The 21,388-nt window shown below is 45.4% G+C and carries 15 protein-coding genes; 11 read left to right on the top strand and 4 right to left on the bottom strand.

The annotated features are described in order from the left end of the window. Window positions 1–71 precede the first annotated feature (71 nt). Window positions 72–827, top strand: a complete 756-nt coding sequence (locus MHH25_RS16875) for an SDR family NAD(P)-dependent oxidoreductase (protein WP_340017596.1) — start codon at window positions 72–74, stop codon at window positions 825–827. A 108-nt stretch (window positions 828–935) separates the two neighbouring features. On the opposite strand, the gene MHH25_RS16870 is transcribed toward MHH25_RS16875, so the two are convergent. From MHH25_RS16870 to MHH25_RS16855, 4 genes are all read right to left on the bottom strand, one after another. Then, a complete protein-coding gene (locus MHH25_RS16870) occupies window positions 936–2,120 on the bottom strand; it encodes an MFS transporter (protein WP_340017595.1) in 1,185 nt (394 codons plus the stop codon). 232 nt (window positions 2,121–2,352) lie between these two features. Next, window positions 2,353–2,637, bottom strand: a complete 285-nt coding sequence (locus MHH25_RS16865) for a metalloregulator ArsR/SmtB family transcription factor (protein WP_036613842.1) — start codon at window positions 2,635–2,637, stop codon at window positions 2,353–2,355. Window positions 2,638–2,807: 170 nt separating this feature from the next. Beyond that, on the bottom strand, window positions 2,808–3,149 hold the full coding sequence (locus MHH25_RS16860) for a ribosomal protein L7/L12 (RefSeq protein ID WP_076328616.1): 342 nt from the start codon (window positions 3,147–3,149) through the stop codon (window positions 2,808–2,810). A gap of 40 nt (window positions 3,150–3,189) precedes the next feature. Then, entirely contained in the window at window positions 3,190–4,389 is a 1,200-nt protein-coding gene (locus tag MHH25_RS16855; RefSeq protein ID WP_340017594.1) for a cytochrome P450, read from the bottom strand. 189 nt (window positions 4,390–4,578) lie between these two features. On the opposite strand from MHH25_RS16855, the gene MHH25_RS16850 reads away from it, so the two are divergent. The 10 genes from MHH25_RS16850 (at window position 4,579) to MHH25_RS16805 (ending at window position 21,311) form a co-directional block, all read left to right on the top strand. Continuing rightward, window positions 4,579–5,556: an aldo/keto reductase gene (locus tag MHH25_RS16850; protein ID WP_340017593.1), complete on the top strand. Its 978-nt coding sequence runs from the start codon at window positions 4,579–4,581 to the stop codon at window positions 5,554–5,556. Window positions 5,557–5,977: 421 nt separating this feature from the next. After that, window positions 5,978–7,078 carry an AAA family ATPase gene (locus MHH25_RS16845; RefSeq protein ID WP_017688223.1) on the top strand — a complete coding sequence of 367 codons (1,101 nt, stop codon included), beginning with the start codon at window positions 5,978–5,980 and terminating at the stop codon, window positions 7,076–7,078. Next, window positions 7,066–9,534: a DUF5682 family protein gene (locus MHH25_RS16840; RefSeq protein ID WP_036673704.1), complete on the top strand. Its 2,469-nt coding sequence runs from the start codon at window positions 7,066–7,068 to the stop codon at window positions 9,532–9,534. Before MHH25_RS16845 ends, MHH25_RS16840 begins: the two co-directional genes overlap by 13 nt. Beyond that, complete coding sequence (locus MHH25_RS16835) at window positions 9,519–10,742, top strand: VWA domain-containing protein (protein WP_235193938.1); 1,224 nt, start codon at window positions 9,519–9,521, stop codon at window positions 10,740–10,742. Before MHH25_RS16840 ends, MHH25_RS16835 begins: the two co-directional genes overlap by 16 nt. Window positions 10,743–10,761: 19 nt before the next feature. Continuing rightward, a complete protein-coding gene (locus MHH25_RS16830) occupies window positions 10,762–14,319 on the top strand; it encodes a DUF4132 domain-containing protein (protein ID WP_036673703.1) in 3,558 nt (1,185 codons plus the stop codon). 4 nt (window positions 14,320–14,323) lie between these two features. Continuing rightward, window positions 14,324–16,156, top strand: a complete 1,833-nt coding sequence (locus MHH25_RS16825; RefSeq protein ID WP_340017592.1) for a hypothetical protein — start codon at window positions 14,324–14,326, stop codon at window positions 16,154–16,156. Continuing rightward, window positions 16,143–16,421 (top strand): hypothetical protein, encoded by a 279-nt coding sequence (locus MHH25_RS16820; protein WP_340017591.1) that lies wholly within the window; start codon window positions 16,143–16,145, stop codon window positions 16,419–16,421. The genes MHH25_RS16825 and MHH25_RS16820 overlap by 14 nt, the downstream gene beginning before the upstream one ends. Window positions 16,422–16,657: 236 nt before the next feature. After that, on the top strand, window positions 16,658–17,200 hold the full coding sequence (locus MHH25_RS16815) for a sigma-70 family RNA polymerase sigma factor (protein ID WP_340017590.1): 543 nt from the start codon (window positions 16,658–16,660) through the stop codon (window positions 17,198–17,200). A gap of 13 nt (window positions 17,201–17,213) precedes the next feature. Further along, a complete protein-coding gene (locus tag MHH25_RS16810; RefSeq protein WP_340017589.1) occupies window positions 17,214–18,629 on the top strand; it encodes a hypothetical protein in 1,416 nt (471 codons plus the stop codon). Window positions 18,630–18,803: 174 nt separating this feature from the next. After that, complete coding sequence (locus MHH25_RS16805; protein ID WP_340017588.1) at window positions 18,804–21,311, top strand: WG repeat-containing protein; 2,508 nt, start codon at window positions 18,804–18,806, stop codon at window positions 21,309–21,311. Window positions 21,312–21,388: the final 77 nt, after the last annotated feature.

Raw genomic sequence — 21,388 nt, 5'->3', positions numbered from 1 at the left:
ATGTAAGTACGTTTCATATCGTATTCATCGATCCAATCACAAGATGACACACACACATGGAGGAGATCAACATGAGTCACGCAGGAAAAGTAGCCATTATTACTGGAGCAGGAAGTGGATTGGGCCAAGCAGCAGCATTGAAGCTGGCTGAGAAGGGTGCATCCATTGTCGTTGTGGATCTTATCGAAGAGACAGGTCTTGAAACGGTTAAGCAGATTGAGAAGCTGGGAAGTAAAGCTATTTTTGTACAAGCAGATGTAAGTAAAGCACCTGAAGTTGAGAATTATGTGAAAAAAACAGTCGAAGAGTTCGGACGAATCGACATGTTCTTTAATAATGCAGGTATTGCAGGTCCTGGGATCAAGCTTATCGAACATACAATTGAGCAGTTTGACCAGATTATTGATATTAACCTGAGAAGTGTATTCTACGGGTTGAAGTATGTAATTACTGAAATGCTCAAAACAGGTGGGGGTTCCATTGTGAACACGGCCTCCACAGCCGGTATTGTTGGTGTACCCGCAGTCGCACCTTACGCAGCAACCAAACATGGCGTGGTGGGCTTGACTCGCACAGCTGCGATTGAATATGGCAAGGACAACATTCGTGTAAATGCGATTGCACCAGGTACAATTGAGACACCGATGGTTGTTCAGTTCGGTAAAGACAACCCTGAAGTGTTCAAGGCAACGGTTGACAGCATTCCATCCGGACGTCTGGGCAGACCGGAAGAGATCGCAAACTTGGTTTCCTTCCTGCTTGGAGATGAAGCGCCGTATATCAATGGTGCAGTATATCCGATCGATGGTGCAGTTACGGCTCAATAAGAGTTCTGCTTATCGGTAATAGAATAGCCGTTAAAATGGTTAAAGAGAGGCCACTGTATGCATACAGTGCCTCTCTTTTTGGTTTGTTTTTTGTACTACGAACTCATATCAGGCAGCGTTATGAGATGTATCGGTGTGTGTACTTTTCGCAGATCCTGAACGATACGAGCCTATAACGATGATGACGGCAACAGCAACCCCGACAGCGCCAATCCAGGTAATGGATGATAATGAAATGCTGCTGACCGCGATTCCGCCAATACCTGCGCCGGCAGCCATCGCCAGTTGCATCACCGAACTGTTCAGGCTTAGCATAATGCCAGAGGATTCCGGAGCCATGGTGACAAGATTATATTGCTGAGTTGGACCTGAGGACCATGCGGCAAAAGACCACAAAATCAGAACAAGGAAGACAGCGAGATAAGAGCTTGCCGTTATATTCAACAGGACCAGACTCACGATATGCAATGTCATGCCTGTGATCAGCGTTCGTTTGACACCCAATCGGTCAGCACTGAATCCTCCAACTTTTGAACCGATCAGACTTGCTATGCCAAATGCGAATAAAGCTGAACTGAGTAGTGCTTCGCTCATTCCTGAAACGGATACAAGGTAAGGTGAAATGTACGTGTAGGCAATGGAATAACCACCTAACCAGAAAAATGTCACCAGCAGTGCCAAAACAATTCGTGGCTGTTTGAGCAAAGACAGTTGTTTCTTCAGCGGAACAGGCGCTTCTGCTTTGGAAGGCGGAATGGCGGCCGCGATTACCAGCATGGCAAGAATGCCAAGAACGGCGATGCCGGCGAAAACAAGCTTCCAATCCCAAGATGCAGCCACAAGCCTTCCGAGCGGAACGCCAACGATCAAAGAAGCCGTAAATCCAGTGATTACTGTGGCGATTGCACTAGCTTGTTTGCCCTCCGCCGCTATTTGGGAAGCAACCGTTAATGCCGTGACAACAACAACACCCGCGCCTAAAGCCATCAACACTCGTGCTACGACGAACAGTCCATAACCCGGCAACAGGTAAGCAAGAACATTAGCCACAACGAATAGACCGAGGAAGTATAGCAACAGCTTGCGACGGTCCCAGCGTGAAGTCAATGCAATAATGACAGGTGTACCTAGCGCATATACAAGTGAAAAAATTGTAATGAGCTGTCCGGCAGCGATTAAAGAGATATTCATCGTATCTGCAATTCGATCCAAAATGCCGGCAATGACATATTCGGACGTTCCTACAAGGAAACTGACCAAGGCAAGAACATAGATTTTGAGCGTAGAAGACATGGGAACATAACCTCTTTCTGATTATAATTATTATATTTTTAGAAATATAGAAATAAAGACGATAGAACAAGACATGAATGCTCGGAATGCAACCCATCTGCGCGAATGGTAATGTTACAACCTAGATAATGAATATTGGTATAAGCGTAAACTTAGGTGACCTAGTTTTACTAATAAATATTGTACATTGTTTCAATATTTCTAATTATATAGAAATATAACTCAATTTTTTTTATTTATTTAGCAGATAGGGAACAAACTTTTGTGCAGTCTCCGTGTTCAGGCTGTAGTAGATATACGTACCTTTCTTCTGCGATGTGAGCAGACCACAATCGGACAGCTGTTTCAGGTGATGAGACAGAGTCGATAGGGCAACCGTAACAAGGCGGCTCTCCAGATCGGCAGGACACAGGTTGCTTTCGCCCGATAAAATCTGAATGATTTTGTAGCGTGTTTGTTCGCCCAGCGCTTTATGAATTTTGACAACTTGTTCAATCTCATTCGAGTTTGATTGCATAATGATCGGTCCTTTCGTCTTTATTTCTTATTTCTAGTAATATAGAAATAACAGTAGCATATGTCGTTTGAAAAGTAAACTCTCGGTGAAGATTCCAGACTTTCTACTGCGTCTGTGTTAACAGCCGAAAGTCTGGAGTAACTTCCCCCGAGAGTTATGTGAGTTGTATATTACCGATCCAGAGAATCAACATAGTCTTTGGCTTCCTTCAACGAAAGACCTCGGGCTTCACGCAGTCGTTTGATCGCCATAATTTTTTTCCCTTGTTGTATAAGTGTAAGCAGTTCCTGATCCAGATCCGTTTGGGCTGGTTGGCTTGTGTGGGAAGGAGATGCTTCCTTCGGCGACAAGGTGTAATTGAAGTCGGAGCGCGTGCCTGTGGTTGAACCATTCTCCAGACGCTCGACATCTCTTTTCAATTCATTCAATTGGCGTTGCAGGCTGGTGACTCTGACCAGTAACACAAAGATCAGAAGCAACAAAACGATCCATACCAAGGTGTTCATTTCCATGATGTAATGTGCCTCACTTTCATTTATTCATATTTAGCCATTATTTTAGTTGAACCGGGATTTCCTTGACACCACGAACATTCATACCAGGTCTCCATTCCAGTTCATTCACATCTGCCTGAAGTTGTATATTTGGAAAACGATTCAGAAGTGTGCTGACTGCAATCTCACCTTCCAGACGAGCAAGCGGTGCTCCCAGGCAGAGATGAATGCCTTTGCCAAAAGCCAGATGCGAACTCTTCTCGCGTGTGATATCGAAAATATCAGCATCCTTAAACTGCTGTTCGTCCCGGTTGGCGGAATCAAGCGCAACAATGACAAGATCACCTTGAGCGATACGTTGTCCACGGAATTCAATATCTTCCAAAGCCCAGCGGGATGTGCTGAACTCCACCGGTCCGTTATAGCGAAGCATCTCTTCAATGGCATTGTGAATAAGCTCGGGCTGGTTGATGAGCAGTTCGCGTTGCTCCGGATGCTCCAGCAGGGCGAGAATCCCATTTCCGATCAGATTCACGGTTGTTTCATGACCGGCAATAATTAATAAGGAGACAACGCCAAGCAGTTCTCGTTCAGTTAACTGCTGCCCAGATTCTTCCGCAATGACGAGCTGGCTGATCAGATCAGTGCCGGGATCTTGGCGAACTTTCGCAAACCAGGCCGTCAGGTAATCCGTAAACTCCCTGGCATGCTGCTCAAACAGCTCGGCGCTCTCGGCTATGGAAGCATCAATTATCGTATTGGACCAGATGCGGAATTTGTCACGATCCTCAAGAGGGACTCCCAGAATTTCACTAATGACAATGATGGGCAGTGTAAAGGCAAAGTCATCGATCAGATTCATTTTTTCCTGTGACGGGAGGTTGTCCAGCAGTTCATCAGCAATGTCCTGAATATGGCTCCGCATGTCTGCGACCAGTTTGGGTGTGAATGCTTTCTGCACAAGTCCCCGAAGACGTTTATGATCCGGCGGATCGGAGAACAACATATTATTGGAGAAGATGCTTTGATTATCAGCTCCGTAACGTCGGACCATATCTTTGCTGAAGCGAGGATCTTTCAGGATCTGGACCGCATCCTCGTATCGCGTAATAATCCAGCCGAATTCCCCGTGAGGAAACATGAGTCTGAAAACAGGCTCCTCTTTTCTTAACATTTCATATACCGGGTAAGGGTTGTGTGTGAATTCTTTCGTGAAAAACGCTGGCTTTGAGGACTCTTTGGGTTCATTCGGATTCAAATGCAAAATCTCCTCTCATATTCCTGCATAATACCTGCACCATCTATATATTCAATACACAAGCTTTTGAAACCTTGTTATTTCTTCATATGGATGATAGAGCAGGAAAATAGAGGAAGATGGAAGAAGACATGGTAGAGAGAATCGGTTATTATGCTTGGTAAAAATGAAAATGAGGTGAACGCTGACATGTCTTACGCACAACTTCCTTTACATCATCACCAGATTCCGGCAAGTCGAATTGTTCTTGGCTGTATGCGGTTTGGTGGTGAATGGGATGGTCTTCCCATTACTTCAGATCTTGTTGTGGAAGGTCATCGAGCGGTAGAAGCAGCTCTCGAAATAGGCATTAATCACTTTGATCTGGCGGATATTTACACACGTGGTAAGGCAGAGCATGTCTTGGGGCGAGTTTTATCCGAAACTCCCGGCTTGCGTGAACAGATCATTATACAGTCGAAATGTGGTATACGTCTTGTGGGTGATGATGAAGGACCGCAGCGTTATGACACCTCAGGTGCACATATTCTGGCGAGTGTGGACGGTATCCTGGAACGGCTCGGAATCGATTATCTGGATATTTTGCTGTTACATCGTCCTGATCCACTTGCCCATCCGCAAGAGATTGGAGAAGCACTGGCTGAGCTGCATCATTCCGGTAAAGTGCGCCATTTTGGTGTGTCTAACATGGGTTCTGAACAGATTCGTCTTCTTCAGCTTCATAGTAAAGTACCTCTGATTGTGAACCAACTGGAGATGAGTCTGGACAAAATCGGATTCGTAGAAGCCGGTGTGACAGTTAATCGGCGCCAAGCCAGAGACAACGTGTTTCCCTATGGCACGATGGAATATTGTCAGGCAGAGCATATTCAACTGCAGGCTTGGGGTCCACTTGCTCAAGGGCGATTTACTGGCAGGATAGTTGAGGGACAGCGCGGGGAGATTGAGCATACGGCTCAACTGGTTAATCGAATGGCCAAGGAGCGTGGGGTGACACCGGAGTCTATTGTACTGGCTTGGTTAATGAAGCATCCAGCAGGGATTCAACCTGTCATTGGTTCGATTCGACCAAAACGTATTCTGGCCTGTCGTGATGCAACGAATATTGAACTTACCCGTTATGATTGGTACGAGCTGTATTCGTCTTCGTGTGGGCGTAGAATGTAAGTAGAGACTTCTGAGAGATTGGTTCGTTTCGATTAAAATTCATAGATGTTGGGTGAAATTTGAACATATAAGAAGACACAGGCTGCTAATGGCCTGTGTTTTCTTTGTGATATTCAGCTTCATTTGGTTGAAACACATGATCGAAAGTGTAATGATTCCTAAGGTCATATGGCCTACAATGCTTTTAAATGGGTAATAAGCATGCTGATTCTGATCCGAAACCAGTGTGTTGGCACGGCTGTAAGGATATTTCACCTTCATATTTGCGCTAGAGGCTATGTCCATGGACTTAGAAGAAGTGCTGATAAGAAGGACGTTTCAACCATTTTTATCGTTTTACCGGGTAGTTGCTGGAGTGCTGTGATAAAATGATAGGAATAAGAACATACGATCTGTTTACGTGAGAGGAGACACCTTGACGATGGAGATGCTTAAACCACCCGCCGAGACATTATACGAGGTTGAATTACGTGCGCTGCGAGAGGAAGATCAGGGGAAACGTCCCCCGAACTGGCTGTTATCTCCCGCCTATGTGCGCGATTTTATTATTGGCAGGGATAAGCCTGCGTTATTAAATGGAGAAGAGATCACGATTACCCGCAAATTCTATGGCAATGACGTGTTAATTGAACGTGCAGTGGTTACTCTGGCAGGCAATCGAGGATTAATGCTCGTGGGAGAACCCGGGACAGCCAAGACCATGCTTAGCGAACTGCTGACCGCAGCGATCTCCGGTACCAGTCTAAACACGATTCAAGGTACAGCAGGCACAACAGAGGATATGATCAAGTATTCCTGGAATTACGCCATGCTGCTTGATAAAGGCCCTTCGGAAGCTGCACTTGTGCCATCACCGTTATATAACGGCATGAAGAAAGGTATTCTTACCCGTTTTGAAGAGATTACACGTTGTCCGGCTGAAGCGCAGGATAGTCTGATCAGTATTCTCAGTGACAAGGTCATGAGCATTCCTGAACTGGATGGCGGTGTACTGTTTGCCCAACCAGGATTTAACGTCATTGCTACAGCTAATATTCGTGATAAAGGTGTTAACGAAATGAGTGGTGCATTGAAACGTCGCTTCAATTTTGAAACAATCAAGCCAATTCATAACGTAAAAATGGAAGCCAAAATCATTGAATCCCAGGCACGAAGCCTGTTATTACATAGTGGAATTGATATTGATATTAACCCGGACGTGGTTGAATTACTGGCTACAACATTTATGGAACTGCGCACCGGCATGACACGGGAAGGGTACAAGCTTGACACCCCTCAAGCATCCATGAGTACGGCGGAAGCGGTGTCTGTCTATGTCCAGAGTGCGATGACTTCCTATTATTACGAAGATAAAGCTATTGGGCTGGATCGGTTGGTGCAGAACATGCTGGGGACCATTGCAAAGGAAAACGACAAGGATCTGTCCATTCTCAAAACCTATTTCTCCAAGGTCGTAAAAGAGCGTTCCAGAGAAGAGGGAATGTGGAAGGACTATTATGAGGAGAGAAAATGGATCGGTTAAGAGCAGTACTGGACCCTGATGTTGATCAGTTACAATCCTTGTTCGAGTCCCAGGTATATGACCTGAGTAATCATACGGTTTATTATCCAATACGACACCATAGCCCTGCATGTTCATATCACTTGTTACGATTAATCGGGGACTACAAACCGGATATTATTCTGATCGAAGGACCGGAGAGCGGTAATCCATTAATTTCGGTGCTGAGTGATGAGGCAACGATACCTCCTGTCAGTCTGTACTATACCTATGAGAGTGAATTGGAGAGAGAAGCTTGCTATTATCCGATGCTTCGTTATTCGCCTGAATATGTAGCTTTGAAAGAAGCAAAACGGCTGGATATTCCGGCGAAGTTTATTGACCTAGACTATCAACACTTCTCCACTCGTGCATCCAAATCCGGCCAGACAGAACAAAAGGAGATCTCCATTCAGGACGAAACCTTGCTTGCGGGGTCTGATTTCATTAACCGATTATGCCAAAAAACAAACTGCCGCAGTTTTGATGAATTGTGGGAAAAGGTGTTTGAAATTGGTGGTCTGGAAAAATCCACTCAGGCATTCGTGCAGGATGTATTCACGTATTGTACTTTATCCCGAATGTGCTATTCCACGGAACGATTACAGTCTTCAGGTGATCTGGCAAGAGAAGCACATATGAAACAACATATTCAACAAGCGGTGCAGGAGCATGACCGTGTGCTTGTCATTACCGGTGGGTTTCATACGTATGGACTGTTGATGTCAGAGCAACATGAATCCCAATTGGAACGGCCAGAAATGGATAAACGGCATACAGACCATCGTTTGGATGGACAAGGTAAACCAGGAACGTCTCAACAAAGTGCGGTTAATCCAGATACGGTTCACCAACAAATGTACCCAATGGTCTATACCTTTGCTGAAGCGGATCGGCTTAATGGATATGCGAGCGGCATGCCTTATGTAAATTATTACGATCAGATCTGGAACCAGCTGCTTCGCAAAAAGAGTACACCGTATAATCTAACGGCTCTGGACTTGTTATCCCGGCTGATGCGCCAATTACGGGATGGTCACGAACATGTATCAACGAGTGATGCGATTGAGGCGTACAGCATGATTCAAGGTCTTGCCGGGCTTCGGGGTAAAAGGGAAGGCGGCGTCTATGAGTTGATGGATGCAGCACTCTCTTCCTTTGTGAAGGGGGAGCTTACCTTGGCGACCGATAAACCGCTGCAAGAGCTGCAGCAGTTATTGACTGGAGACGTCATTGGAAGCGTGGCTCCCAATTCATTCAGTATTCCCATCGTGGAGGACTTCAAGGCGCGTTGTACAGAGTACAAACTGCAGATTCGTACAACAGGTCAACACAAGAAAGTGCTGGATCTGTATGCGAAACCGGAGCATCGTCAGATAAGCCAATTGATTCAATGCATCACCTATCTGGTTCCGGAATTTGCGAAACGGCAATCGGGGCCGGACTGGATCGCAGAGCGTGATATGAATCTTGTTCGCGAAACCTGGGTTTATATGTACTCATCCCGTATTGAAGCCAGATTGATAGAAAACTCTCTCTATGGCGGAACACTTGCTGGAGCAGCCACACGCAAAATGGAAGAACAGATGCAAGAAATACCGGATCATCATAGCGGTGAACTTGCCCGACTCATGCTTCAAGCGTTGCTCATGGGGCTTCAAGACACAGCGATGAAACTCTATGAACAGGTGCGCTCGGCGCTGAGAACCGACGGGAATTTTCTATCCTTATGTAACAGTCTGCATATCTTGAACCGAATTCATCAACACCGCAGGTTGCTGGGATTATCTGACGAGCAACATCTCCCTGATCTGGTATCCGAAGCTTATAGAAACGCCGTGGACAAGTTGTTACAGCTCTCCAGAGCCAATCCGGATGAACATGAAGCCATTATTCAGGGATTGAAGCTGTTAGCTATGCTCGCGGAGTCATCAGAGGAGAATTTTCAGGATGAGACATTCCGAATTCACCTGAATGAGCTTCTGTCTGATCACCAGCTTCCGGCTCAGCTGGAGGGTGTGTGTGTGGCTATTTCCTCAGGGCTCGGTGACAGGCCCAGGGATGAGATTGTTGATCGTGCTCGCGGGTATATCCATGGTACACCGGATCAGACCCGTCAAACGGCACTTTTTTTACAGGGAGTATTCACTGTAGCACGTGACGCTTTTTTATATGAAGATCAGCTGTTGTCTGAGTTGAATTATCTGATTGAACAGCTGTCATACGACGACTTCATCAGTATGGTACCGGAATTGCGGTTGGCATTCACCTACTTTACACCAATGGAGACGGGCTTGATTGCGGAGCGGGTGGCGAGTCTGCATCAGGTTGAACCAGAGGAGATGTTGAGGCCTGCGGTGGATGAACAGATGCTGATTCAGTCCAAGACGTGGGATGAAGCGCTTCGAAAGGAGTTTGCCGCATGGAAGCTAATATGAATGAAGCGAATCGGACAGCGGAAGGAACCGGAGAAATCAATGAAAGTTCCAATCCGGATGGAAGCAACCGAGGGGATCAACATTCTGCTGAAACCTTAAATCGATGGCGTCTGATTCTCGGTGAATCGGCGGAAGAAGGGTTGTGTAATACAGACCAATACACTTCTGTTGAATTTCAATATACGGAAATCGATGAGATTCTGGGGTATCTCTATAACCGTGAATACGGTGAAGAACAAGGTTATCGAAAAGAGGGAGGACGCGGTGCATCTAATCTGACTGTACCAAAATGGCTGCACAAAGTAAGGGATCTATTCCCCAAACCAACGGTAGAAATATTGGAAAAACAGGCGCTTGATCGTTATGGGCTGACAGAATTGTTAACGGACAAAAAGCTGCTTGAATCCCTTGAACCCAACATGAATCTGCTCAAGAACATTATGCAGTTCAAAGGACGGATGAAAGGTGAGGTATTAAAGAGCGCCAAGGATATCGTGCGAACTGTGGTTGAAGAGCTCCGCAGCAAGCTGGAATCGCAGACCCGAGCCAGTATCATGGGCAAGCGCAGTCGCTATACCACCAGTTCAGTGCGATCCTTGCGCAATCTGAATTTCAAGCGAACCATCACCAAGAATTTGAAGAATTACGATAAAAACAAGCGCAGGTTTGTGATTGATCGTCTATATTTCGACGGGAATATCCAGCCCCATAACAAGTGGAACATCATCATTGGTGTGGACGAGAGTGGCAGTATGCTGGATTCAGTCATCTACAGTTCGGTGATGGCCAGCATCTTCTACCGCTTGAATGCGCTGCGCACCCAATTATTCATATTTGATACGCAGGTTGTTGATCTTAGCGACAGGCTGGAAGACCCTGTAGACGTGCTCATGAATGTACAGCTCGGCGGGGGGACACATATTACGAAAGCGTTGCGATATGGCGAGACGTTAATCGATAATCCAGGCAAAACCATCTTTATTCTGGTCAGTGATCTGGAGGAAGGGTACCCGATCGCGCAAATGTACAAAGCCTGTAAAGATATCATCGATACAGGATGCAAGCTACTGGTTCTCACTGCACTCGATTTTAACGGGGATTCAGTCTATAACAAACACGCAGCACAGACATTAACCAATATGGGGGCACATGTAGCAGCAATTACGCCTAACGAACTCGCGGATTGGATTGGCGAGATCATCACTTAAATTCAAGGAGGAATGTGTAATGCTTACCGCAGACCGCGCAGTTGAAACTTTGGTGGAGAAATTCGCAGTAACTTGTTCAAACGAGTATTCATTAAAAACAGATCGAAGCTCCGAAATTATTGATTACGTCTTGGGAACGACAGACAAGTTCCCGGATATGTTGGGAAATTCGAGTCATTATGTGTATCAAACGATTGATCTGCTCATGAAGCTTGCCAAAAAAGACGACGGAGATATCTTTTACCGTGCCGGGGCTATTGTGATATATCTGGAATCCAATTATTCCAAAAGAAATTCATGGAGAACGGATGCCTTTACTGTCTGTATGGGAAATGACTCCGAAGCTTATGGATTAAGCGGGAAGAGCAAAAGCGCTGATCGCATGGATGGATTGTTGTCTCGGTTGGAGAAGATCAAACAGTTTGCAGGCGAGAACGAAATTTTGACTGAATTAAAGAGTAAATTAAAGCGTGCCCAGTGGCTTTTTGATTCCAAAAAAGCGGACAGTCAAGGGGATTACCGGGATGTAATTAATGCATTAATGCTGCTGCAATTATATTCAAGACTCAGTGACACGGCTTCTCATCTTGCAGAGGTTCAATCTTCTGTTCAATCGTTACCAGTGTTGTTTCAACATGTAATGGCTAATGATGCAGATAAGTTGCGGGACGAGTTACATACGTTGATTGAACCTGTAGTGGTCAGTAATATTCAAGGAAAGCATAACGGATCTTCCCAAGAATTGAAGGATGAATTCCTCAAGGAGAAGCGTAGTCAGCTCATAGCTGAACTGTATCCCAATACGTCTTTCTCTTCAAAAGAGCAATGTTCAAACACAGTATTCCATCAAACTATGGTACTTGTGAGTGGTGCCTTGTTGTACCTGATTAACATTAGTGGAGGTAAACAACGGTTCCTTGATACAAATAGTGAGATTGGGCATGTTTTGCTTCACACAGTACATCAATTACATGAGATTTATCCACTTGAAGTTCGCCGTTACTTGCTGAGTATGGACCCTAGAGCCAAGAGTCCAAATGATCTGCTTGCTGGACTTGTGCCTCTGGATGAACCTTATCAGTTGATTGAAATGTTGCGGGACGAGCTTAATTCGTACACGGTATCTTGGAACATGTTACAATCCGCGATCGCGAATCGTCCTGAACAAGCGATTCGAGCATACGAGATTATCAAACCGCCATTCCTCAAACTCTGCATTCAGAAATTCATGGAGGATCAAGGATTGACATTGCCTAATGCGGAGGGGTCACTGGAGCAAGCGGTATTTAACGCTCTTCGGCATCCTTTGGACGGGGGACGTCAAGGACTTGCGATTGCAAGATACTTAAGTGGGGAAAACACCCTGGAGGAATATTGGGAGGACCCAAATAGTCGCGGGTTGTTTAATCAACTGAATCGGGATAAGAAGCGTGTTCACAACCTCATTAGTATTAGTTTTCTGCCCTTGGATTCGGAGGCGATGCGCAGGTTTGCAATCCTGACTACTCATCCCGATTGGACACTGGATATTATCTCGGACATGTACAATTCATACGCTTTTAGTGGAGAGCAGCTGCTTCAACGTTACGGGCAAGACCCTGAGGTGCAACGTGAGAAATTGCTAACCAGCCTGATCTCACTTAATGGCATGACCGACTACAGATACAAATCGATGCCGCATGACGAATACCGCCGAATCATTCAGCAGAATCTGGACTATGCACTGACACAGTACAAGAAACTGCCAACAGATACACGCATTTTAATTCTGGAGATTACCTTTGAACAGCGTGATGAGTTATCGAAGAAAATATTGGCCGAAGCGATTCGTGCCGGATTGCAGGATTCTTCCAAAAAGGCCAACGGCGTGGCGTTAGCGGAATTCAACCGAATTCCTGATCAGGACTTGTATACGCTCATATACCTCTCGGAGAAAAAAGTGGCGATCAAAGAAATGGCTCTGACTGCAATCCGCAGTCTGGAAAACAGCAAGGAACTGTACGGTGAACTTTTGAAGAAAGAGAAGTCCGACGATTGGAAGAGCTTGATCCAAATTCTGCTAGATACCGCAGATCTAAGTCCAGAGTATGCCCATGCTGCACTCGCTGATCAGGCGGATGCCAAAAAGTTGTCGAGACTGAGCTGGTTGTCCTTGAAAGATCTCCCTTCACTGATACGTATTGAAGACAATCAGCCTTTAGATGACCGGATTAAACAGTATGCTTTGGTCCAATCATTGGATCATACATCCGGTCCTAATGAACGGTTGAATGAATTACGAGATTACGTAAGTGAGGCATCGCTCGCTCGTTTTGCAAGTGAACTGCTCCAGGTCTGGATTCAGGAAGGTGCTCCTGCAAAAGAGAAATGGGTGATGTATGTATCAGCACTCTTTGGCGATATTCACATTGTGAATATTCTGGCTCCGCAAATTAAGGAATGGACAGAAAACAGTCGTGGCGCGATTGCAGCAGATGCTGTAAAAGTGCTCGCTTATCTGAAAGATCCATCCGCTCTTATGGCGATTGACAAGATCAAACGTGGCGTGAAGAACCGTCAGGTGAAAGGTGCAGCAGAAGAAGCATTGCAACTTGCAGCCGATAATATGGGACTCACCTCGGAACAACTGGAGGATCGGCTGGTCACCACACTTGGTTTTGATGAAAAAGGAACCATGCAGCTGAGTTACGGAGAGCGTTCCTTCCTGGTTAAGGTCAATGGAGACTTACAAGTCGTTGTCTTAAATGAAGAAACGGGCAAATCCGTGAAGAGTTTGCCTGCTCCTGCACAGAAAGATGATCCTGAATTGGCAGCGCAGTCCAAGGCACGTTTCACACAGCTGAAAAAAGATCTCAAATCCATGGTTAACATTCAGGCGCAGCGTCTGGAAGAGTCATTGTCCAAGCAACGTCTGTGGTCTGCCGATGAGTGGAAAGCATTGTTTGTACAAAATGTAATCATGCAAAAATTTGCTGTTGGTCTGATCTGGGGAACGTATGAGGATGGCGCTCTGATCAGCACCTTCCGTTATATGGAGGACGGCACCTTCAATTCTGTGGATGAAGATGAGGTCGATCTGCCTTCGGATGCGCAAGTGGGACTTATACACCCGTTGGAACTGGATCAGGCAACGCTTGAAGGTTGGACAACGCAGTTGGAGGATTACGAGATCAAGCAGCCATTCGAGCAATTGAATCGTGAGATTCACCAGCCAGAAGATGAGGATAAAACGAAGAATGAATACGATCATCTGCCCGAGTCTGATTTTTCACCAACGGCTTTCCCCAAAGCACTGGAGAAATACGGTTGGATCAAAGGACCGGCACAGGACGGCGGCTGGTATCATGAATTTTATAAAGAGTACGGAGATCTTGTTGCAGAATTGCAATTCAGCGGTACGAGCATCACGTATTACGAGGGATTGGATGACATTACCCTGGAATCCCTTCATTTCTTCAAACCGAATAACAAGCAATATTATTACTATGGTGACAACAAACCCATTGCTCTAGGCAACGTTCCAGGTCGCGTGTTCAGTGAAACGATCTACGATATTCTGAGAGCAACGGGGCGTTGATGACGTGAAAGGATTCAAGGAAAAATTCCGGATTTTTTCGAAGCTGTGTACGGAGGATTATTTGATTCGGTATGCCAACAAGGGGTTGTACAAAAGGTCTTTGAAAGAGTTGGACAATGGTGTAAGTGTAACGTACACATGGAATGCATCATCTGTGAGTTGTCAGCTCAGTGACGGGACACAATGTACGCTTGAAAATACGCTGGATCATTGGGAATGCTCCTGCCCGGCCGATCATATCTGCAAGCATGTGCTTATTGCAATTCTGTATGATCAACGGGAATATACGGCAGAGGATTCAATGAATGCAGACGAGAAGCATGCGCTGGATAAGGACTCAGGGATATCGGATAATGATCCGTTGGACGTACCAAAAAACGTATCAGTAACAGAATCAGCATCAAACTTATTATCAAATGTGGACGATCCAAGCGAAATTCCGCATACGGTGTCACGTGAGATCGAGTCTCGCTTCCGCTGGATGACGGAGTCTGAACTTCCCGTGTTAATTAAATCGTATAGTTCTTCCATGATTGAGGAAGTTGTTTTCCGACTGAGATACCCAGAGGAAATTAAGATCATTGAAGATTCACTTCTTACGGTTCATCTGACCACCCAGAATATCGAGGTGTCTTTTACGGAGGAACCGAATCTTGCAAAAGCACTATGTAAGGTGAAGCAGACAGCCGGGAAAATGGCCAAGCTTGAAGCTTTGTTACAGTACCGGAACTTTAAAGGTCTGGATGATAGGGATGCATTAAGTGGACGGGTGTACGAGGCCAAGTTCTCTCTTCAGACAGTGCAGGAATGTCGGGTTATGCTGGCAGGATTGTTGAAGACGGGACTGGCCCGCCTTCCTCAGTCCTATATGGCACAACTGGAGACATTGGCAATTGCAGCTCATAGTGGCAACCTGCCTGACATAGAACGCAGTTTACGAGGGATTCAAGGAGAACTACAGTTGTTTTTCAACAGACATATACGTTTCTCCATGCAATCCATGTTGGATCGGGTAAGCAAGCTGTATCTTGCACTCCAGGTTCTTGAAGAAGAAAAGGTGTCTGCCATTCAGCAGAGTCAGCTCATTGGCAGTTTTCGAAGTAAATACTATACGGTGCCTTCACTTCATCTGTATGGACTGGGAGCTGACGCGTGGGAGACACGATCCGGTTTCCGTGGAATCACCTATTATTTCTATTGTTTCGATGATGAGGAAATCTACACTTATAGCGATGTACGTGCTGTATATTATGATGATCAGCAGTTCTCGTATACAGAGCATTATGGTGCATTCACACCATGGTTGCCTAATCTGACCTTTCGCCAGTTCGTGGGTGAAGAAGTTCAATTCCATTCAGTTAAAGTGAATGAAGAACGCCGGATCTCTTCCGGGGAAGGTGCCAAGCTTGCGATTTTGCCACGAACGGGTGTGGAAACGTTGGATCTGGGCAAAACCATGCAAGATGTAACGACTGTACTTCAAGAGGAATCGCGGTCGTTCGACTTGTTTGCTGCTCCCAAAGAACGATTGGCTGTAATCAAAGTTGCTCGAATCGTGGACCATAACTTTGTCAAACAAACGCAGGAGCTTGTCCTGACGGTTGAGAATACCGAAGGGGAAAGACTGGCACTCACTCTCCCGTATTCATCTGACTGGCAGGCGATGATCCAAAGACTGGAGTCAGGATATGGTTCCCAATCGCTTGAACAGTTCTATGCCTTTGTGCGTGTGGAACCAAAACGGATTAGCCCAATCAGTTTCCTGAAGGGCAAAACGGTGCTCAGTCTGAAACTGGATATCGGTAATGGGAGGATGGGCAGACTTGGAAGAATATAATCAGTTTATGCAGAAAATTAACGGCTGGTCAGAAGAGTTGCTGCTGCGCGGGTTATCTCAGTTTACGATCCGAGATATTGAGGTACTTGAGCAGCTCACAGCGGAATCCTTGCGGTTGCAGATGAGTTTCCTGTATGAGTTGTTGAATCACCTCATCAAGGAAGGGCGTAGCGTGGCTCTTGGACAAGGTAATGAAGAGTTGCTGTTATTTCAGTATTGTCGTCTCACCCAATATGTACAATTGAGTGTGCAAGAAGAGGCGTAATATTGGTTAGTATTCCAAGCGAAGACCCATGAGAGCGATATGATGTAATAAACAAGATGTATTACAAGATGTATTATAGGATAAAAAAAGATTTGTAGAAGACCACAAGGTCACTGCAAATCTTTTTTTATCGTGGAGTAAGTAAAAGTCATTTGCCAAACGAATATAGGTAGGAAGCACGGATCAACACGAGCACTCGTGATCATATGAGCATGGAAGGGAGGGGACATCTAATCGTGGAAGAAGAACAGATACGGAAGGCAGTAGCGAATCGTGATCCTGAAGCCATGGAATGGGTGATGAACCACTACGCAGGTTTGTTATGGAAGATTGCTCATTCCATCCTACATCATGCATCGACAGAAGAGATTGAAGAATGCGTAGCAGATACATTTTTTGCTTTTTGGCAGAATCCGGCTGCATTCCAGTCTGGGCGAAGTAGCCTGAAAAATTACCTTGCAACAATCACAAAACATAAAGCGATTGATCGCTACCGGAAACTTAATCGAAGAACTGAGCTTACATATGAAGAGGAGATTCATTCGGTGCAAACGGATGATTTGTTGGTTCAGATGATCAGTAAAGAGACATATACGGAACTTAATCAAATGATTGAATCTTTTCCAGAACCGGAACGGGAGATTATGAAACGTCGGTTTTATGAAGGACAGAGACCCCATGAGATATCGGAAGCATTGTCCCTACACGTTAGGCAAGTCCATAACAAGCTTTATCGCTCCAGGCAACGATTGAGGACATGGTGGATGAACAGGAAATAAAGGAGGCGATCAAATGCGAAAATCCGAGAAAGAATTCACTGAGCAGAACCTCTTTAATATTAAAAAGTTGTTCTATGATAAATTGGCGATGAATGAACCACCAACCGTTACGAGATCAGATTCATCATTTTATCCACCTATATTATATCCATCCGCTCCATCCGCACAGACAAAGAAGTCCATGAATAAAAGAAAAAGGTATCGCAAAGCCATCTATATTCCTGTAACCGCTGCGTTATCGTTATGTCTTGTTACAGGGGCAGCTGCATCGGTGGGCATCATTGATCTGTCTACTGTTCTTCATTTTCTAGGTGCAGATCGGATTGGCATTCTTCAGCCTGTTCATCAGGTGAGTGAAGATCAAGGGATTCGAATGGAGGTTATAGGTGCTGTCAGGGACGGAGATACAACGGAAATCTATGTCTCATTATCGGATCTGACGGGTCATCGCATTGACGATACACTGGATGTATATGATTACAGAGTAACCGGAGGTAATGCAAACAACGCTCAGATTATTCATTATGATGATGCGAATCAAACGGCTATTATCAGATTCCTCATTCAAGGAAAAGTCAGCAAAAATCGGATTACCGTTCAGATCAATACGCTGATGTCGGGTACATCTCGACAAGATGGTTACAACGTACAAGTGGACTGGAAGCAGTTGTTACAAGAAAAGCAAAACAATAGTTATCAAATCCTGGAGCGAGATCGTATAAGTGGCTTGGGAGGTACAACCGATATTCAACTGGAAACTGATCCTATTCCGGTACTGCATCAGGATGTAACGAATATCCCCGTTTCCGGTATTGATTGGATGCATATTTCCAATATAGGTTTTGTGGAGGGCAAGTTACACATTCAGATTAATCCGAATAATGAGATTGGCGAGTATAATCATGGATATTTCTACTTCACGGATGAGCAAGGTCAAAAACTCGATATACCTGAATATTCCGTTAGCTATGGACATTATATGAAAGATGGGGTCGGGTATGGAGGAGATTATGAGGAGTTTGTGTATGATCTGTCTGCTGTTGACAATTTAGATAAGCTGAGAATTCAAGGCAGCTTTACGAGCATAAGTGAAGTTGTGCAGGGAAATTGGAAAACGACCTTTAACTTGAGTCAAAATGCTTTGAGTAAAACAGGAAACATTCAGCTTGATGCAAATGGAGGCTTACAGGCAAATGTTACTCTTTCCCCGGTTGGTGTCACACTTACAGGTGAGGCACTGAGTATGATTCGGATGGGGGGTCTGAGTATTGAAGTGCACCTGAAGGATGGTACAAAGTTGACTGGCGAATCCGGTTTCCTCCAGCTGGATCAGGATCTCATTAAGTGGATTTCCCCTAAGACCATTCCGGTGAATGATGTGAGCTACCTGCTAATCAATGGAGAGAAAGTAACTTTGCAAGATAGATAATATAAAAAGTGAATCAAAGAATCGGGGAATAAGTGCAATCAGAAGGCTGTTCTGTTATCGGAGTGGTAAGTGAGAATATTCTTTAGTTCAACTTTTATAAAATGAATTACATGTCATATCCCGATTTATGACGCATACCATTAGGCGAATGCGGTCATAAGGGAGGAAACTGAGATGTCCATGAGCGAACCGCTGTTAACGCAAATTGTGAATCAACATATTCCGGCTGGCGCAACGGTCGTCACTATTGATAAACCTGTTCAACATCCAGCGATCTATGCGGCAGATCTTACCGGTGACGGTATGCCGGAGATTGCTGCAGTCTATCAGTTGAATGGTGAGCTGTATTTGCTCATTCTGAAATTTGTTCAAGGACATTGGATCAAGATGGCACTAATTAAGGGATTGGGGTATGGGGTGACTTTAATGACTGCAGTCCCTGTAACTTCAACGGCAAGGAACAATCTCATTATCGGTTGGCGGATTGGTTCTATTTGGTCTAAGCTTGCCGTATATGAGTGGACCGAATCAGGGCTCAAAGATCTGGCGCCTGACGATCTATACTATAGCTATGCAGAGATTATAGATATGCCTGGTCCGCATGGTCGAGATGGGAAAGTGGAGATTTCACTCTGGATACATGACACAGGTGAAGCCTATCGTGTGGAGATTATCCGATGGCAGAATGGGAAATGGGTTCCTGCACCGGACGTATATGCAACCTATTATCCAAAAGTGGTGCAATATTACGAGAAACTAACCCAGCAATATCCTGATTATATCTTTTACTGGTATTACCTTGCGGATGCTCAGTACCACGCGGGCCAGTATCCGGCAGCTCTCGCTTCAGTTCAGAAGGCACTCAGCTTCCCGGAAGCGTATCCTTCCAGAGAGGTACTACAAGAGCTGGAAAAGAAAATTAAGCAGGCGATGGTCCCTATAAGCCATGCCCGGGTAACGACATGGTTATATCCAGTCTCCGTTCGAACCACAAGTGGGACGCGTTCGGGGTATATGGATTCCCAAGGCCACATTCGGCTTGAGCCGGTTCTGGATGACGCGCAAGCGTTTCAGCCGAATGGATTGGCTGTGGTTGTGAAGGACGGTCGTGCCGGCGTTATTAATCTTCAGGGGCAGTATGTCGTTCAACCTGTATACGATTCCATCAATTCCTTTTCCGAAGAACGGGCGATAACAATTGATTCTCAAGGATTTAAGATGATTAATGAACAAGGTACAGTCCTGACCAAACGGGCGTACCCGTATATCTCGAATATGAACGACGGTCGAGCATTATTTTACGATTCTAATCCTGGTCAGGCAGATGGATCGGTGAGTCGGTATGGTTATTTGGATGCGTCGGGCAATGAGGTGATACCTGCACAGTTCGCTTCTGCGAATGATTTTCAAGATGGTAAAGCGGTTGTGCAGATTAAGGACAATGAATATGCACTCATTAATCGCAATGGTCATCGGCTCGCAACGTATCCATATGCCTATGTGGGACCACTAGGGGATGGACTGCTTGCTTTTCAAAAAGAAACCTCGGGCAAATATGGGTACATCGACGAACGGGGTAATATTCGTATTCAGCCCAAATTTTCATCGGCATTTCCTTTTAACAACGGGCAAGCGATCGTTAATACAGCAGAGGACTACAAATCGATCTACGGTGTTATTAATACGCAAGGATCGTTTATCATTCAACCCGCCTATAATGACATCCGCGAACTAGGCGAGCATCGTTATGCGCTGGGGCAAGCGATTAACCCGGAGCAACCTTATATCGGCTCAGTGTATGCGATTGCAGATACCAACGGTAGAAGGCTTACGGAGTTCCTATATCGCGAAGTGGGTAATTACAAAAATGGCCTTGCTTCCGCATCGGATGGCAGACAAACCTATCTGCTGGATCTGAGTGGAAGACCTGCCGCTGGGTATCCACATGTAGAAGGTTCGGGTACGCTGGAGGTCGTGGCACCAGATCTGATTAAGGCCTATGTAGACCAGCGTTTATCGTATGTGAACCGGGCCGGACAGATCATCTGGCGGCAAAATACAATCGTTCCACTTCATCCGCCGTACCGTGTACGCGAAGAGAAATATAAGCCGAACAGGGACTATCTCGTATATTATCCGCAGGTGGAGGGATTAACGAACCAAGCGGAGCAGCTTGCGCTGAATGCCAAGTTGAAGCAACTCTCCCAAGTTAAACCGATCCCTGCCGATCAGCAGCTGGATTATACGTATACAGGGGATTTTGATATTACGTTTTATCAGCAACAATTGCTGCAACTGCAACTCACAGGTTATAACTACCCGGCGGGTGCAGCGCATGGTATGCCTACGATGATCTATGCGATCATTAATCTGACGAATGGTCAGTTGTATGAGTTGAAGGATTTATTTAAACCAAATAGTGACTATGTAAAAGTGTTGAGCCAGATTGTGGGGGATCAGATCAAAAATGATCCTCAATACTCGTATGTGTTTCCGGACACCTATACGGGGATTAGTGGGGAGCAGCCGTTTTTTGTCACAGCGGATGCTCTGCATCTCTACTTCAACCCGTATGATATCGCACCCTATGCGGCAGGGTTTCCAACGTTTACGATTCCTTTTGTCCAGATCAAGGATATCATTAATACAGAAGGTTCGTTCTGGAAAGCTTTCCATGAGTGATTGAGGGTACAGCCAACATTTTAACGAAAATATACGCTAGGGACGTTAAGGCACAAAGACAGCGGATTTTTCCTGCT

It is taken from the genome of Paenibacillus sp. FSL H3-0457 (assembly GCF_037981725.1).
Classification (GTDB): Bacteria; Bacillota; Bacilli; order Paenibacillales; family Paenibacillaceae; genus Paenibacillus; species Paenibacillus amylolyticus.
Note: the sequence above shows the minus strand (reverse complement) of the source record. Positions and strands in the feature narration are given on the sequence as shown.